This window comes from Paraburkholderia tropica, from assembly GCF_900109265.1.
Classification (GTDB): Bacteria; Pseudomonadota; Gammaproteobacteria; order Burkholderiales; family Burkholderiaceae; genus Paraburkholderia; species Paraburkholderia tropica.
Window position 1 is genome coordinate 301,277 of sequence record NZ_FNZM01000012.1, and the last position, 14,505, is coordinate 315,781.

A 14,505-nucleotide genomic window follows, 5' to 3' on the forward strand; every position below is an offset into this window, starting at 1 on the left:
GAATGAGGACCACTTTAGGCCTATAACGGCGGACTTGAGGGGAACTGAAGAGGTGCGCGAAAATTATGTCTGGTGGATACCGGCCCTGTTTTAATTCTAATTTTTATTGCAATGACGGGCCGGGTTCGCTTTTCGACGCAATATGATTACATTTTCATCGGATGAATAAAACATCCGATGAAAATGTAATTGAAATCATGACATCGTGAATACCCGCTGATTACGCCGGCTGGGATTCGCGCGCGCGTTCCAGTTCGCGCACGAGCGGCAGCACCTTCGCGCCGAAGTACTCCACTTCTTCGATGAAGTGCAGAAAACCCGCAAGCACGAGGTCGACGCCAATCGCCTTGAGCGCGACGATGCGCTCCGCAATCTGGCGCGGCGTGCCGATCAGATTGGTGCGGAAGCCATCGTTGTACTGCACGAGGTCCTCGAAGGTCGATTTCGCCCAGTTGCCCTCGCCTTCGGGCGACGCCTTGCCCGCCTCTTTCACCGCGCTGCCGAAGGCCTCCACGGCCTCCACGTGGGCATGGCGCACGATGTCGTCGAGCACCGCGCGGGCTTCCTCTTCCGTGTCGCGCGCGATCACGAACGCATTCACGCCAATCTTCACGCTGTGCTGGTTCTTCTGCGCTTTCGCGCGAATGTCGTCGATCTGCGCCTTGAGATTCTCCACCGTGTTGCCGTTCGTGAAGTACCAGTCGGAGACGCTCGCCGCGTTGTCGCGCGCGGCGCGCGAACTGCCGCCCTGAAACACCTCCGGATGCGGCTTCTGCACCGGCTTCGGACTCAACGTGTAGTTGTTGAAGCGATAGAAGTCGCCCTTGAACGTGAAGTTGTCCTGCGTCCAGATGCCCTTCACCGCCTGAATGAATTCGTTCGAGCGCCGGTAGCGTTCGTCGTGCTCGAGCCACGCCTCGCCAATCGACGTGAATTCATCCTTGAACCAGCCGCTCACGATGTTGATGGCGATGCGCCCGTTCGAAATATGGTCGATGGTCGCGATCTGTTTGGCGACCACGGCCGGATGCCACGGACCGGGCAGGATCGCGGCGATCACCTTGAGCTTCGTGGTGGCATGCAGCAAGGCCTGACTGAACGACACCGATTCGTGCTGATACTGCGCGCCGTAACCGGCCGTGAAGCGGATCTGGCTGAGCGCGTAGTCGAAACCGGCTTTTTCGGCGGTCTGCGCGAGCTTCTGGTTGTATTCGAGGCTCCAGTCTGTGCGTTGCTCGATCTTGCTCACGACGAGACCGCCGCTCACGTTCGGCACCCAGTAGGCGAATTTGATGGCGTCGTCGGCGGGAGTGCGCTGGCTCATGGTCGGCTTCCTGAAAGATGAGTGGAGTGAGCGGTCCCTCATCTTTGAGGATTTGCGCACGCGGCTGAACGATTTTCTCGTGCTATGAAAAGTCGCCTGACTGCTATGCGCGAACGGAATTGCGAAGCGATTGCGCCGGTTCGATCGTCGTAGCGGACAGCGCTTCAATCTGCCAGCGGCTTTTCCACCGTTATCGTGACTGCCATTTGGAACCGCTGCAACGGACACGATCATTCCCTCTAATCCGGCAATATCGTCTTTAAACTGTGGCGTAATGACGCACTATTCGCCTGACTGGTAACGCACGACGAACCGCCATACAGAGATCGCGAAAATTCCGCAATGCGGCGTCATCGCCCTGAATCGCTGCAATTTGAATGGAGCGACGCGGGTCTCTGACGATTTCCGCACAATGCATTCCCCATACGGATCGCCATGGCTCAAACGCCCGTCATTGAACTCATTAGCGCGCCAGCTTTAGCGCCGTGATCCGTTCCCGGCCTTGAACCGCGCCTTTCCCGACGACAGGTTTGTCCTTTCGTATCGTTTTATCCGGAAAACCGGGATGACGCGCGATGACGCCGAATGCCCTCGAAGCATGCCAATAATGCGACCTGCAGCGCATAAAGACTATCGAGATCACAACATGAGGGGGACATTTCATTCTGTAAAAGATTATTTGCGTTATCTCAAATCATGACGGTAAAGGCGCGATCTGTTGGATGAGTGCAACGGCATTGGAGTGCGACAGCGATATATTTCGTCCGTCCCAACCCGGCAGATTTACACCGCTCATATTCAGCTTGTCTATGAGTAATTGCCTCAGAAACAGGAACGTGCAGAATGAACGTGAAATTCAATAAGAAATTGGTCGTGGCAGCGGCGCTCAGCGCTTTCGGCATTGCCGCTCACGCACAAAGCAGCGTCACGCTGTATGGCTCGCTCGACGCAGGCATCGCGTATGTCAACAACGCGGGCGGCCATAGCGACTGGCTTCAGTCGAGCAGCCTGCTCTCGAATACCTATTTCGGTTTGAAGGGCGCTGAAGATCTCGGCGGCGGCCTGAAGGCAATCTTCAAGTTGGAATCGGGCTTCAGCCTGTCGAACGGCGGCTTCAGCAACGGCTCGATGTTCAATCGTCAGGCGTACGTCGGTATTCAAAGCGCCCAGTACGGCACGGTCACGCTCGGCAAGCAATACGACTCGGTCGTCGACTATCTGTCGCCGCTGTCGCTGGCCGGCCAGGCAGGCGTGGTCAATCTCGCCGCCCACCCGTACAACAACGACAACATCGGTGCGCAATACTCGATCAACAACGCGATCAAGTATGAAAGCGCCAACTACGCCGGCTTCCACTTCGGCGGCCTGTACGGCTTCAGCAACGATCCGGGCCAGTTCTCGAACGGCCGCGCATGGAGCGTGGGCGCCGGCTACTCGGCAGGCCCGCTCACGGTGGCCGCCGCGTATGACCAGACGAACACCGACATCAACGGCACCACCAACTCCAACGCCGCGGCCACGACGCTGCTGGGCGGCGACGTGAAGCGCACCTACGGCGTCGGCGCGACCTACGCGTTCGGCCCGGGCACGGCTGGCGTGCTGTACACGCACACGCGCATTCAAGGCGCTTCGTTCGGCGTCACCGGCCTGAACGCACGCTTCGACAATATCGAAGTCAACGGCACGTACAGCCTCACGCCGGCACTCGCGATCGTGGGCAACTACACGTTCACGTACGGCAAGACGACCGGCGCGGGCACGAACTCGAGCGATCCGAAGTGGCATTCGGCCACCCTCGCGCTCGACTACTCGCTGAGCAAGCGCACCGACGTCTACGTGGCCGGCGCCTACCAGCACGCTTCGGGCAATGTCTACGACAACGGCACGGACGTGATCGGCAATACGGCCAACATTGCCGGTCTGATCGGCAACTCGACGACGCAAAACCAGGTGGCGGCAACGGTCGGCATGCGCCACCGCTTCTAAGCCACGCCGCGCAATCGGGCCGGTTGATCCGGCCTGAATTGCGGACAACAAAAAAGGCGTCTCCGCCGTGACGGAGGCGCCTTTTTTACCGCGGTTTGATGGCGTTTAATCGCGGATCGCTGCACCGGAAAGTCCAGGGAATTTGCTGATTCCCGCTTTTTTCATGCTTGTTCACTTCGACTTGATGCCGCCTGCTTTCCGGGCGGCTTTTTTTTGCTGCCGACGCGAGGCCTACCGGCAGCCTTCGGGAATCGCATTCCAGCGACGCACGGCGCGGCTTTCGCGGTCGAAACCCAGCACGCTGATCGACGCCGTATCGAGGTAGAAGTGCGAGCCCAGCGCCGCCGAGTCGCCGACCCAGCAGCCCGCCAGCGTACGCAGAAAATGGGCATGAGAAAACACGGCCACGCGGCCGCCGTTTCCGACCATCGAGAGCAGACTTTCGACCACGCCACGCGCGCGCGTCTCGATCTGCGCGAGGCTTTCGCCTTGTGCGATCGACGAGCGCCATACACTCCAGTCCGGTTCGGTCTCGCGGATCTCCGGCGTGGTGCGGCCTTCGTAGACGCCGTAATCCCATTCGAGCAGATCGGCGGACACGACCATGCGATCGCCGAGCCCCGCGAGCTTGCAGGTCTCGATCGCACGCGACATGGGGCTCGCGAGCACGGCGTCGAACTGCACGTCGGCGAGCGGTTTCGCGAGTGCGCGCGCCTGTTCGCGACCATGCCCGGTCAAAGCGATATCGGTACGGCCCGTGTGCTGGCCGGTGCGGCTCCACTCGGTTTCACCATGACGGATCAGCCAGACTTCGCGGGGCTTGGCAGGGGATTTCGCAACGGCGGGCATCGGGTAGCTCCAGAATGAACGGCGTGGTCATTCTATGCCGCGTGGACGATCCGCTTCAACCCGATGCGCAAGATGCGCCAGACCGCTGGGCCGCGCGCCGGTTTTCAGGACAGACAATTTCGCGACGATGCGACCATGACGGCCCAGTTTTCGCCGACCCTTCGCCTTCCTTGCCGCCATGAGAATCCCAATGCTCCTGAAGTCGTTGTTCGACCCTGAACCGGCCGCCGTGCCGGTCGCGCCCGCTACGCCGGTCACCACGCCTACTCACGCCACGCCGGCCACTGCGGTCATGTCGCCCGAAGCCGGGACGGCCAGCGCGCCCGCGGCGGCCGACGGCACGCTGCCCCGAAACGAGGCGCACGACAAACCGAACGACGATCCCAACGACACCGCAGGCACGCCGCTTCACGCGACCGACCCGCTGCTCGACGGCATCGACGCGCTCGGCGAAATCGTCCTCACGCTCGACGCGCAATTGCGCGCGCAAAACGCCTCGCACACGGCGCTCTGCCAGCGTCTGCACGGCGAGCTTGGCGCGCTGCGCCGCGCACTGCGCTGAAACCCAACCACGCGCGCACGCCGTGAAGGCCGCGAGCCGCCAGATCGAGCGATCGGCGGCGAATGACAATGCGGCGCAAACGCTCGATGCCCTCTCGCTCCACGCGAGCGCGCCATTCCGCGCGCACTTCATGATGCACGCGCGCACGGCCGAAGCGCGCGCACCGTTGCTCGCCCGGCATCGCCACGCGTCGCTGCATGGAAACGCATGGCGCACTCGACGGCATCGACTATTTGCTCTCACAGGATTTGCGGCTGCTGATTGAAACCGCGATTGCGCATTGATGTGACACGCAGCATGGAAAAAACAGCGTGCAGCAAGCGCTGATTCCCATCGAAAATCGGATAATTAATTCGCTTGACTGATTACTTTATCCAGTCACGCGCAAGGCGTTAAACCATGTCCAGATTCGCCTGTTGCTCACGCGCATACTGCGCGGGCGGCCGCCCGACATGCCGCGTAAACGCCACGCTAAACGTACTCGCGGAGCTATAGCCCACGCGCTCCGCAATCTCGGCGAGACGGCCCGCGTTACGGCGCAGCAGATCCTTCGCGAGCGCCATGCGCCAGTTGAGCAGATATTCCATCGGCGCCACACCCACCGCGCGGCTGAAGCGTTCGAAGAACGTCGAGCGTGACAACGCCGCCGCTTTCGCGAGTTCGGCGACAGTCCATGCGTGCGTGGGCTGCTCGTGCATGCCGCGAATCGCGGCGGCCAGGCGCGTGTCGGCGAGCCCGCGCACGAGTCCCGGCGACGCCTGCGTGCCCGCCGCCGAACGCAGCGCCTCGATCAGCAGCACTTCCATCAAGCGCGACAGCACGATCTCGCGCGCGGGCCGCTGCTCGCGCGTCTCCTCGCGCACGAGCCCGACCAGCGTGGCAAGGCGCTGCTCGCCGCGCACATGCACGTAGCGCGGCAGCAACGACACCAACAAGGCCGCGTCGGGCGAAGCGAACGAGCAATGCCCCGCCATCATGCGCGCGTCCACCGGGCGGTCCGGATCGCCGATTCTGTACTCGTTGTCGCCGAGCGCGACCGGATCGCGCGACTCGACGTCCGGCGGCGCATCGAGACTCGTCATCGCGACGCCGTACACCGCCGGAATCAGCACGAAATCACCCGCATGCAGCATGATCGGCGCGTGTCCGTCGATGGCCATTTCGCAGCCGCCTTCGAGAATCACGCAATAGAACGGCTGCCCTGAATCCGAGCGGCTGATGCGCCACGGACTCGCGCCGTGCACGAGTTTCGAGAAGCGCGCGCCCGGTTGCAACAGCATGACCACCTCAGCCAGCGGATCGATCATCGCCGGACTCCTGCGAAAGATTTTCGGATTTTTGATTGTAGCAAGTACGGCTTGCGCGCTCTATCGTAAGTGCACTCACCGACCACTTGACTGGAGTGCACATGAAAACCGTGCTGATCACCGGCTGTTCCTCGGGCTTCGGCCTCGAAATCGCGCGCGAATTTCTCGCCCGCGACTGGCGCGTTGTCGCCACGATGCGCACGCCGCGCACCGACTTGCTGCCGCCTTCGGACCGCCTGCGCGTGCTGCCGCTCGACGTCACCGATGCGCTGAGTATTCAAAGCGCCGTCGAAGCCGCCGGTCCGATCGACGTGCTCGTCAACAACGCCGGTTTCGGCATGGCGTCGCCCGCCGAACTCGCGCCGATCGACGCCGTCCGCGAGATCTTCGAAACCAACACGCTGGGCACGATCGCGCTCACGCAGGCGGTGCTGCCGCAATTCCGGCAACGCAAGGCGGGCGTCGTGGTGAACGTCACGTCGAGCGTGACCATGAAGGTGCTGCCGCTGTTGAGCGCCTACCGCGCGAGCAAGGCGGCGGTTAACGCGTTCAGCGAATCGACGGCCGTGGAAGTGGCGCCCTTCGGCGTGCGCGTGCATCTCGTGCTGCCGGGGCGCTCGCCCGAAACACGTTTCGCCGATAACGCGCGCGGCCATATCTTCGGCTTCGAGCACGAGGCTTACGCCGATCTCGTCAAGCGCGTGTTCGCCGAATTCGCGGATACCGAAGCGCCCGTGACCTATTCGAAGGATGTGGCCGCCGCCGTCTGGCGCGCGGCCACCGATCCTGCCGCGCCGCTGCGCATTCCGGCGGGCGTGGATGCCGAAGCGTGGGCGGCCGAAGCGGCGCGTTAATCCACCACTATTCTCGCGGCACCATCAACGCCAGCAGCAGGCGGCGCAGCTCCATGCATTCGCGCGGCGAGAGCCGCGCCGTGAGCACGCGCTCGACTTCCTCCACGCGCGGGCGCAAGCTCGCCAACTGCTTCTTGCCCGCCGCCGTGAGAAACAGCACGTAGCTGCGCTTGTCGGCGGGGTCGTCGGAACGCTCGATCAGATCGTTGCGCACCATGCGGGCCACGAGGTCCGCGATGGTCGAGCGATCCACGTCCAGCTCGTCGCCGAGTTGCCGTTGATTGAGGCCGGGCGTCTGCTGGAGAATTTCGAGCGCCGCATACTGCACGCTCGTAATCTCCGCCGACACTTCGCTCAGCCACACCGCCGCGTGGCGCTGCTGCGCGCGGCGCACGAGGCTGCCCGTGAATTTGGAAAGCGCGGGATCGTCGGGTTGTTTCGGCAATTTCGCTGTCGATGTGTTTAACGCGTGCGGAAGATCGGGGCGAAAAAGGCGTCGAGTTCCGCGTACGCGTCCAGTGGAAGAACATGGGCGACGTATTGATCCGGACGGACCACGACGAGCGCGCCGCGTGCACGGTCGATGCCGCGCTCGTCGAAGATATCAGTCGCGGCGTCGCTCGTAAATGCCTTCTCGTAGTCGATCAGCCCGTGACGGCCCTTGCGCGGCAACAGCAGGGCCGGCAAATCGTCGACGCGCACTTCGCGATGCGACTGCTGGAGGATCGCACGCAGATCGAGCACGCTGTCGATGTCGGCTTGCGCGGCGGTCGCGCGGCGCAGCACCGACTCCGGCGCGTTGACCAGATGTTCACAGAGCGCGCGCAGCGCGTGGCCGTCGGCGTCGGCGAACGCATAGAGACGCCAGCGGCCGTCGGCGCGCGCGGCGTGGCCGAGATGCACGGGCTTCGCATCGGCGAGCCGCACGACCGGCGATGAATGGAAGCGCGCGCCAATCGGAAAGCCCGTGGCCAGCGCCTGGTGCATGGCCTCGCCCGTGAGCGCGCCCGCGCGGTAACGCGTGGCGACGCCAGCCGTGTAGCGGCCCGCGCGCACGAAATACGCCTGCAATTCCGCGGGATCGACGCCGCCCGCTTCGGGCCGCTGCGGGTCCTTCGGCGGCGCGGCCATCATCGCGGACCACTCCTTGTCGAAGTCGATCAGTTCCTGCGCGACCGGCTGGCGTTCGTCGGAATAGCTGCGCAGCAGGCTCGCGTCGCTGCGGCCTTCGAGCACCGCGCCGAGCTTCCAGCCCAGATTGAAGCCGTCCTGCATCGACACGTTCATGCCCTGCCCCGCCTTCGCGCTATGCGTGTGGCAGGCGTCGCCGGCGATGAACACGCGCGGCTCGCGCGCGCTGCCGTCGGCGGCGATGGCGTCGTCGAAACGCTCGGTCAGACGCTGGCCCACTTCGTACACCGAGAACCACGCGACCTCTTTCACGTCGAGCGTGTAAGGATGCAGAATGCCGCGCGCCGTGTCGATCAGACGCTCGACCGTGGTCTGCTTGATGCTGTCGCGATTCTCCAGCGTGACGTCGCCGAGATCGACATAAAAGCGCACCAGATAACCGCCTTCGCGCGGAATCAGCAACAGATTGCCCTTGCTCGCCGATTGAATCGCGGCCTTCAGGCGGATGTCCGGAAAGTTGGTGACCGCGAGCGCATCCATCACGCCCCACGCGTGATTGGCGGCGTCGCCGCGCAGCGTCTGGCCGATCGACGCCCGCACGCGGCTGCGCGCGCCGTCGCAACCCACCACGTAGCGCGCCCGCACGGTGACGGTTTCGCCTTCGCGCGCGGCGTCGGTGCGGCGCAGCGTGACGAGCACCGGATAGTCGGCATCGGCGCCATCGCGCTGCACGTCGACCACTTCGAGAGCGTAGTCCGGCTCGGCACGCTGCGCGGAACGACGCATCACGTCGAGCAGATAATCCTGCACGCGCGCCTGATTGACGATCACATGCGGAAACTCGGACAAACCTGTTTCGGTATCCTGAACACGTCCGGTACGCCGAATCGCACCGCGATCCTGCGCGTCCGGACGCCAGAACACGGTTTCGTTGACCCAATACGCTTCGCGCAGCAGGCGGTCGCTGAGCCCGAACGCCTCGAACATTTCGACGGTGCGGCAGGCCACGCCGTCCGCCTGCCCCATCTGTAACGGTCCCTCGCGTCGCTCGACGACGCAGGTCTTGATCGACGGAAACTGCGAGAGTTGCGCCGCCAGCACGAGACCCGCCGGGCCACTGCCCGCGATCAGCACGTCGACTTTCTCGGGCAAACCGGCACGCGGCGCGCCGGCGGCTGCGGGTTCGATGGTCGGGTCGCCAACGCGAAAACCGTTGAGATGAAACTGCATGGTGTCTGTCTCCGTGGGTATCGGTATCGTGATGGAGACAAATATACTCCGTACACCAACTATTTTAAAGAATTTCCGACATCCCCTGATGTTTACCCTGGGATATGGGCATGGCGCGCGCGTGGTCGGAAAAGAAGTGAGCGAACCCGCGGTGCCGGTCACGGCAAACGCTATTCGTCTGCCGATTCAGCGGGTCCGTCACACAAAGATGGTTTTCTAACAAATAATCAGCATACCGAAGTAAATACCTCATCAAACACGCGCCGCGCTACGCCGCCTTGCGCGCATCGGCAATACGCTGCGGCGCTTCCGGACGCGCGTACAGCCTTTCCAGATAATCGCGCAAACGCGGAAAGCCATCGAGCAATTGCACCTCGCCTGCCCAGTCGATCAGATAGGCCGTCACGCAATCGGCCACCGTCAATCGATTGCCGACGATAAACTCGCGCCCGTCCAGATGCTTCTCCAGAATCGCCGCCATCGTCTTGAAGTCGCTGCGCGCGAGTTCGATATCGGCGGGCGAGCGCTGGTCCGGCGGATAAATAAAGCTGTGCCGCGTGATACGCCAGAGGGGCTGTTCGAGTTCTGTCACCGCAAACATCGTCCAGCGATACACCTGGGCGCGTTCGTCGAGATCGTCCGGCAGCAAACCTTTCTCGGGATATTTATCGGCCAGATACAGCACGATGGCGGCGGACTCGGGAATCACGCGGTCGCCATCGACGAGCACGGGCACCTTGCCCGCCGGATTCAGGCGCAGATAATCGGGTCGTTTATGCTCGCCTTCGAGCAGATTGACCGAAATGAATTCGAAATCGGCGTCGACTTCCTTGAGACCCCATAGCGCACGCTGCGTACGGGTCCCGGCAAATCCATAGAGTTTCATGACGCCCTCCGCTCAGCCGGCTGGAATGGGCAGCACCGGCATCACGTCGATGGTCTCGCCCGGAAAGATCGTGAAATGCGGATGGCCTTCGAACATTTTTGCCGCGTCCGCGTGCGAGGCGCTGCGCACCACCGTGAAGCCCGTCAGCCGATTCGTGGTGTCCGTCACGCCATCCACGCCGATGGTCCGCGTCTTGCCAAGCGGCCCGCCCATCTCGACGATCGACGCCTTGTGTTGCTCGACCCACGCCTTCCACGCCGCAATACCTTCATGCTCTTTGGCGCGCCGCTCGTCTTCGGGCATCGCCATCCAGGCTTTCATGCGCGGCGTGTCCTTGCCGCCGAGAAAAACCGCGAGAAACAGTTGATGATCGCTCATGCTTCCTCCAGCTATCGAAAGGAACAACGGGAGACTGCCCGACCGGCCTTGACAATATAGGTTGATATCAACACAATTGCAACATGGCCTACCCGAAAAAACTTCCCTTCGACGCCACGCTCATGGTGCGCGATTGCTGTCTGTGCCTGCACATGCAGCGCGCGGCGCGCAATCTCGCTCGCATTTTCGACGAGGCGCTGCGTCCGCTCGATCTCACCAACGGGCAATTTTCGCTGCTGATGTCGCTGAATCGCCCGCATCCGCCGACGATGAAAGAAGTGTCGTCGCTGCTGGCCATGGATCGCACCACGCTCACGGCCGCGCTCAAGCCGCTCGAACGGCGCGAACTGGTGCGTATCGAACCGGACGAAGACGACAAGCGCAGCCGCCGCCTGAGCCTCACGCCCGCCGGCGACCGCCTGCTCGCGCAAGCCTTTCCGATCTGGCAGCGCACGCACGAGGAAATCGAAGCACCGTTCCCCGCGGGCGAGATCGACCGCTTACGCACCCATTTGCGCGCGCTTTCGTAGACAATGTGGCGATGCAACGTTGCAGGAGTTCATCGCCATGAGGCGTCTTTATTTCGCTGCCGTATTCGCCGCCTGTTTTAGCGCGCTCGCTAGCGGCTGTGCGTCCACTTCGACGCCTGATGGCGCACCGTCCGCCTCGCAACAACCGAGGCTCACGGTCGGCACGAGCTATCCGGATACGCAATTGATCCTGCCGTGGTTTCTCAACGACGTGATCAATCTCGTGAATTATCGCTAGCCTGAGAGCCATCGAACAGTCGTTCGGGTGAGGAGATCACCTTCAGGGTTCTGTCGCTGGTCAAAATATTCTCGTAGGCGAGAAGGCATGCGTTATAGCAGTGAAGCTGCGGGCTCGATCCCACAGTTACAGTCAGATCGGGCCAAAGGGACATGGAGGTAAGGGGCTATATTCGACCCAATCCGGCCAGACGACCCTCTCCAAAGCGGTCAGTCAGTCGAATTGGCGTTTTGCAGACTGGAGCACCATAAAGCGGACGTTGGCGAGCTCACCCAATCGACCCAACTCGGTCATCCGGCGTCGCGAGGGATCGACATCCGCTATCATGGTCCAACGGTCACTCAGGAATTGTGGGGTCCATTGCTTCGTTGCAAATAACCGTCGACGGCGCCTTCGCAGACCTATCGATTAATTTGTACCCAGATAAAACTAGACATCTCGAAACCGAGGGCGTCGCGCATCTCAACGCGTGACGATTGCATCTATTCTGAGATAAGGGCAAAAATGCGACATATGAACGCATCAGATTTTTGGCAAAACTTTAGGCTCGGCGAGGAACTTCATACGGCTGGCTCTTTCATTTATAACGGTCTACGGCGATTTCATGAGCTCGAGCACTTCGAAAACGACGACGAGCTATTTGAATTTCTGTACAACATCTCCGTGGGCCTCGAACGACTATTAAAAATCGCAGTCGTGCTCAGTGAACATACACAAGACATCGATCAGAAAGTTCTTGAAAACTCCCTTGTAACTCACAACCATTTGGATTTATTGACACGCATCAAGAAGCGAAACGACGTCAAACTCGGCAAGACCCATATTGATCTCCTGCGTTTATTAAGTGATTTCTACAAAAACCTTCGGTACGATCGATTTTCGTTGAACTCTATCTACGCAGGGAATAGGGAGGCGGATGCCATTCGCGAGCTTCTTAGCAAGCACTTGAAGGTTCAATTTTCTAAAGAACAGGGAATTTTTGTCAATCCGAACGAGGATCGATATCGCGATTTTATGAATCGCACGATTCTCAAGATATCACAAATAATCTTTGATATCGTCGACGGCCGTTCGAGAGAACGGGGGTTGTATACGTATGAACTGCGATATGGCTCGAAGGCGCAAAGCGTTTTTTTGTCCAAAGTGAAGATCAGCGACGAGGACGTGCTTTGGAAGGAACTGCTGATTTTCTTTATGAATACGAGTTCGAATACAAATTATTGGAAATTTCTTAAAGATATTGAGCCATTGCGTTTTGACGCAGCCCTCGTTAATGAGTATCTTGCGTGCTTTAAGTCAGACGCAGCGAAGTCTGGGGTCATGGACGAACTGGAGCACCACTATGGAGAAATGGACGCCGAGGCACGGAAGCAACGATTTGAAATGATGGCGCTGATTGGGGCAACGGGCGTCTACTTTGACGATGACGATGACGATGAAGCTGATGATGATGATGATGATGATGATTGGAAAGACAACCCGGTCGCCTGACCGCGTTGTCTTTCCAAATTGTTGCTCTCACGGGCAGCAAGCGGTTGCTTAAAGCTATTTTCGAGATATATCGATTACTCGTCCGCAGGCCCACGTGGCGAAAAGGCTTCCGAGTAATGGCAACGAGACATAGCAAACGCTGCTTGCTATGTCAAAGACAAATATTGGTGCATTTCCTTGACGGTCATTTCGGTAAGTACCGTGAAATCTGGATCTTGGGGAGCAACGCTCACACCCAAAGAATTCAACAATGACGAAATACTCTTCATTCTTTTATCTTTGATAGGTTCCCCCCATATTCTCGAAAAACTCGCCTTGCCGCCGTTTTGTTTCGCTAGATCTGTTAGCAGCCCTTTTACGTAGGCCGGAACTGTCAAATTTGAAACTATGGCTGCATCCAACGTTTCAATTAACGTATTAATGGATTTAATAAAGGCCGCGACGCCCTTAAATTTGGGATGTGCACCACCATTGAAATCAACGATCAAATCATGGCCGCTCAAGTTTCCAAATTTGTTTGGATTTGATTCGTTCGATATTAAATTATTTTTAATGAAGGATTCGTATTTTTTATCCAGCTCATTCTCGGCATGAAAATGAATTAGGTTATTTCTCCACTGAATGGCAAGATGCACCAGTGAGAGTTCAGCGCTTAGTGGCAAACTGATTGCGGAGACAAGCGAATTTAATTTTACAAAAATCGATCGATTGGTAAGTTGATCATTAAGCGGGACGGACAGGTTTGAAAGGTCGTAGATGAACCTATCTGCTAAGCTACCTAGATAGGCATCGAGCGCATCGATTGCCCACGAAAGTGCAGCTGCACGTGCAAACCGTCTTGCACGTTGACTCGTCGAACTTAGATCTTTGGGATTCCAGCTGACCTTAAAGCTTTCATCTTTCACTACCTTCCCAGTGCGAACGCCTTCAACGCCAATTAGCAATGTTATAAGCAGTTGATTTGTGTCGCCAAGAAGATTTTTGGCGGCGATGCGCGCGCGAGTATGTTTTATTTGCATTTTTTGAGGGCTTGGAACGATTCGAACGTTCTACTCTTACTTTAACGGAACACGGTTCATTCAAGGTAAGTATGTCCCATACACCGCAAGCCCGCCGTAGTGTACTTCAAATTGCGCCGAAACCGGTAGCTTGTAGTAGCTTGGAATCAGTCAATCCTCTGTGGACTTGGCAAGCGACGAACGTCCGTTGCCGAGATACAGCGGACGCCTGAAGGTCTACGTTTGACGCCGATCGAATGGCCGTAGTTGGCCGCGTCGAGGCAGTGCCCTCTGTGATTTGCTCGCCGCAAACCGGCCATTGAGCGAACCCGGACGAGAGCTCGCTCAGCCAAACTAGGCGGCGGCCTCGACCGGTCGTTCATGGCCGCCTATTGCTGTCTGCGGTCGGGAGATACGTGGGCGACGTTGCGACTCAGGGGAATTGGTCGATTGAGTGGATCAGAACATAATGCTGGTTCGATCCATTGGGGATTCGGTAAGCGCCGTGCGCAGCGAGAACAGAACATGACAATGCAGCAATTTCCCATGCCATCGTCTGATCGCATTGGATTGTGGCTTGTTTGAACATCTCAAAGCCAGTTAGGTCATATAGCACCTGTATTTTTCTGGATGCATCCCGAACGTCCATTGGAAGACCTTCATCCGACCATGACCAACGATAGCGCTGTTTGTCGAGAGAGTGCGTTCCCAATGGCACTATGGACGCCTCTGCGGTTGGAG

General features: G+C 59.4%; 16 protein-coding genes. 7 read left to right on the forward strand and 9 right to left on the reverse strand.

The features are described from left to right. Positions 1-220: 220 nt before the first annotated feature. Positions 221-1,324, reverse strand: a complete 1,104-nt coding sequence (sfnG, locus tag BMY06_RS21785) for a dimethylsulfone monooxygenase SfnG (protein ID WP_065059007.1) — start codon at positions 1,322-1,324, stop codon at positions 221-223. 843 nt (positions 1,325-2,167) lie between these two features. On the opposite strand from sfnG, the gene BMY06_RS21790 reads away from it, so the two are divergent. Continuing rightward, positions 2,168-3,310: a porin gene (locus tag BMY06_RS21790; protein ID WP_065059006.1), complete on the forward strand. Its 1,143-nt coding sequence runs from the start codon at positions 2,168-2,170 to the stop codon at positions 3,308-3,310. 231 nt (positions 3,311-3,541) lie between these two features. Here BMY06_RS21790 and BMY06_RS21795 read toward each other — a convergent pair whose 3' ends face one another. Beyond that, a complete protein-coding gene (locus BMY06_RS21795; RefSeq protein ID WP_065059005.1) occupies positions 3,542-4,159 on the reverse strand; it encodes a histidine phosphatase family protein in 618 nt (205 codons plus the stop codon). Between the two features lie 190 nt (positions 4,160-4,349). On the opposite strand from BMY06_RS21795, the gene BMY06_RS21800 reads away from it, so the two are divergent. Then, positions 4,350-4,721 (forward strand): hypothetical protein, encoded by a 372-nt coding sequence (locus BMY06_RS21800; RefSeq protein ID WP_065059004.1) that lies wholly within the window; start codon positions 4,350-4,352, stop codon positions 4,719-4,721. Positions 4,722-4,743: 22 nt separating this feature from the next. After that, the gene (locus BMY06_RS38845; RefSeq protein WP_124262740.1) at positions 4,744-4,986 is read left to right on the forward strand and encodes a hypothetical protein; all 243 of its coding nucleotides are present in this window, start codon (positions 4,744-4,746) and stop codon (positions 4,984-4,986) included. Positions 4,987-5,113: 127 nt separating this feature from the next. Here BMY06_RS38845 and BMY06_RS21805 read toward each other — a convergent pair whose 3' ends face one another. Further along, a complete protein-coding gene (locus BMY06_RS21805; protein WP_065059003.1) occupies positions 5,114-6,028 on the reverse strand; it encodes an AraC family transcriptional regulator in 915 nt (304 codons plus the stop codon). Between the two features lie 101 nt (positions 6,029-6,129). Between BMY06_RS21805 and BMY06_RS21810 the strand changes: the two genes are divergently transcribed. Then, positions 6,130-6,882 (forward strand): SDR family oxidoreductase, encoded by a 753-nt coding sequence (locus BMY06_RS21810; protein ID WP_074985134.1) that lies wholly within the window; start codon positions 6,130-6,132, stop codon positions 6,880-6,882. Positions 6,883-6,889: 7 nt separating this feature from the next. On the opposite strand, the gene BMY06_RS21815 is transcribed toward BMY06_RS21810, so the two are convergent. The 4 genes from BMY06_RS21815 to BMY06_RS21830 form a co-directional block, all read right to left on the reverse strand. Continuing rightward, positions 6,890-7,327: a MarR family winged helix-turn-helix transcriptional regulator gene (locus BMY06_RS21815; protein WP_065059001.1), complete on the reverse strand. Its 438-nt coding sequence runs from the start codon at positions 7,325-7,327 to the stop codon at positions 6,890-6,892. A 17-nt stretch (positions 7,328-7,344) separates the two neighbouring features. Further along, positions 7,345-9,243, reverse strand: a complete 1,899-nt coding sequence (locus BMY06_RS21820; protein WP_074985136.1) for an FAD-binding monooxygenase — start codon at positions 9,241-9,243, stop codon at positions 7,345-7,347. A gap of 268 nt (positions 9,244-9,511) precedes the next feature. Further along, positions 9,512-10,129, reverse strand: a complete 618-nt coding sequence (locus tag BMY06_RS21825) for a glutathione S-transferase family protein (protein WP_074985137.1) — start codon at positions 10,127-10,129, stop codon at positions 9,512-9,514. Positions 10,130-10,141: 12 nt separating this feature from the next. Beyond that, positions 10,142-10,507, reverse strand: a complete 366-nt coding sequence (locus tag BMY06_RS21830; RefSeq protein ID WP_074985139.1) for a hypothetical protein — start codon at positions 10,505-10,507, stop codon at positions 10,142-10,144. 83 nt (positions 10,508-10,590) lie between these two features. On the opposite strand from BMY06_RS21830, the gene BMY06_RS21835 reads away from it, so the two are divergent. The 3 genes from BMY06_RS21835 to BMY06_RS21845 all read left to right on the forward strand — a co-directional run bounded on the left by BMY06_RS21835 (position 10,591) and on the right by BMY06_RS21845 (position 12,766). Then, the gene (locus tag BMY06_RS21835) at positions 10,591-11,037 is read left to right on the forward strand and encodes a MarR family winged helix-turn-helix transcriptional regulator (protein WP_074985141.1); all 447 of its coding nucleotides are present in this window, start codon (positions 10,591-10,593) and stop codon (positions 11,035-11,037) included. A gap of 37 nt (positions 11,038-11,074) precedes the next feature. After that, positions 11,075-11,275, forward strand: a complete 201-nt coding sequence (locus BMY06_RS21840; protein ID WP_065059138.1) for a hypothetical protein — start codon at positions 11,075-11,077, stop codon at positions 11,273-11,275. 513 nt (positions 11,276-11,788) lie between these two features. Next, positions 11,789-12,766, forward strand: coding sequence for a hypothetical protein (locus tag BMY06_RS21845; RefSeq protein WP_083400882.1), 978 nt, complete (start codon positions 11,789-11,791; stop codon positions 12,764-12,766). A gap of 146 nt (positions 12,767-12,912) precedes the next feature. On the opposite strand, the gene BMY06_RS38850 is transcribed toward BMY06_RS21845, so the two are convergent. Both BMY06_RS38850 and BMY06_RS39950 read right to left on the reverse strand, forming a co-directional pair. Then, positions 12,913-13,785: a hypothetical protein gene (locus tag BMY06_RS38850; RefSeq protein WP_124262737.1), complete on the reverse strand. Its 873-nt coding sequence runs from the start codon at positions 13,783-13,785 to the stop codon at positions 12,913-12,915. Between the two features lie 412 nt (positions 13,786-14,197). Then, positions 14,198-14,505, reverse strand: a 308-nt coding sequence (locus BMY06_RS39950) for a DUF6882 domain-containing protein (protein ID WP_208608906.1), incomplete at its 5' end; no start/stop codon positions are given.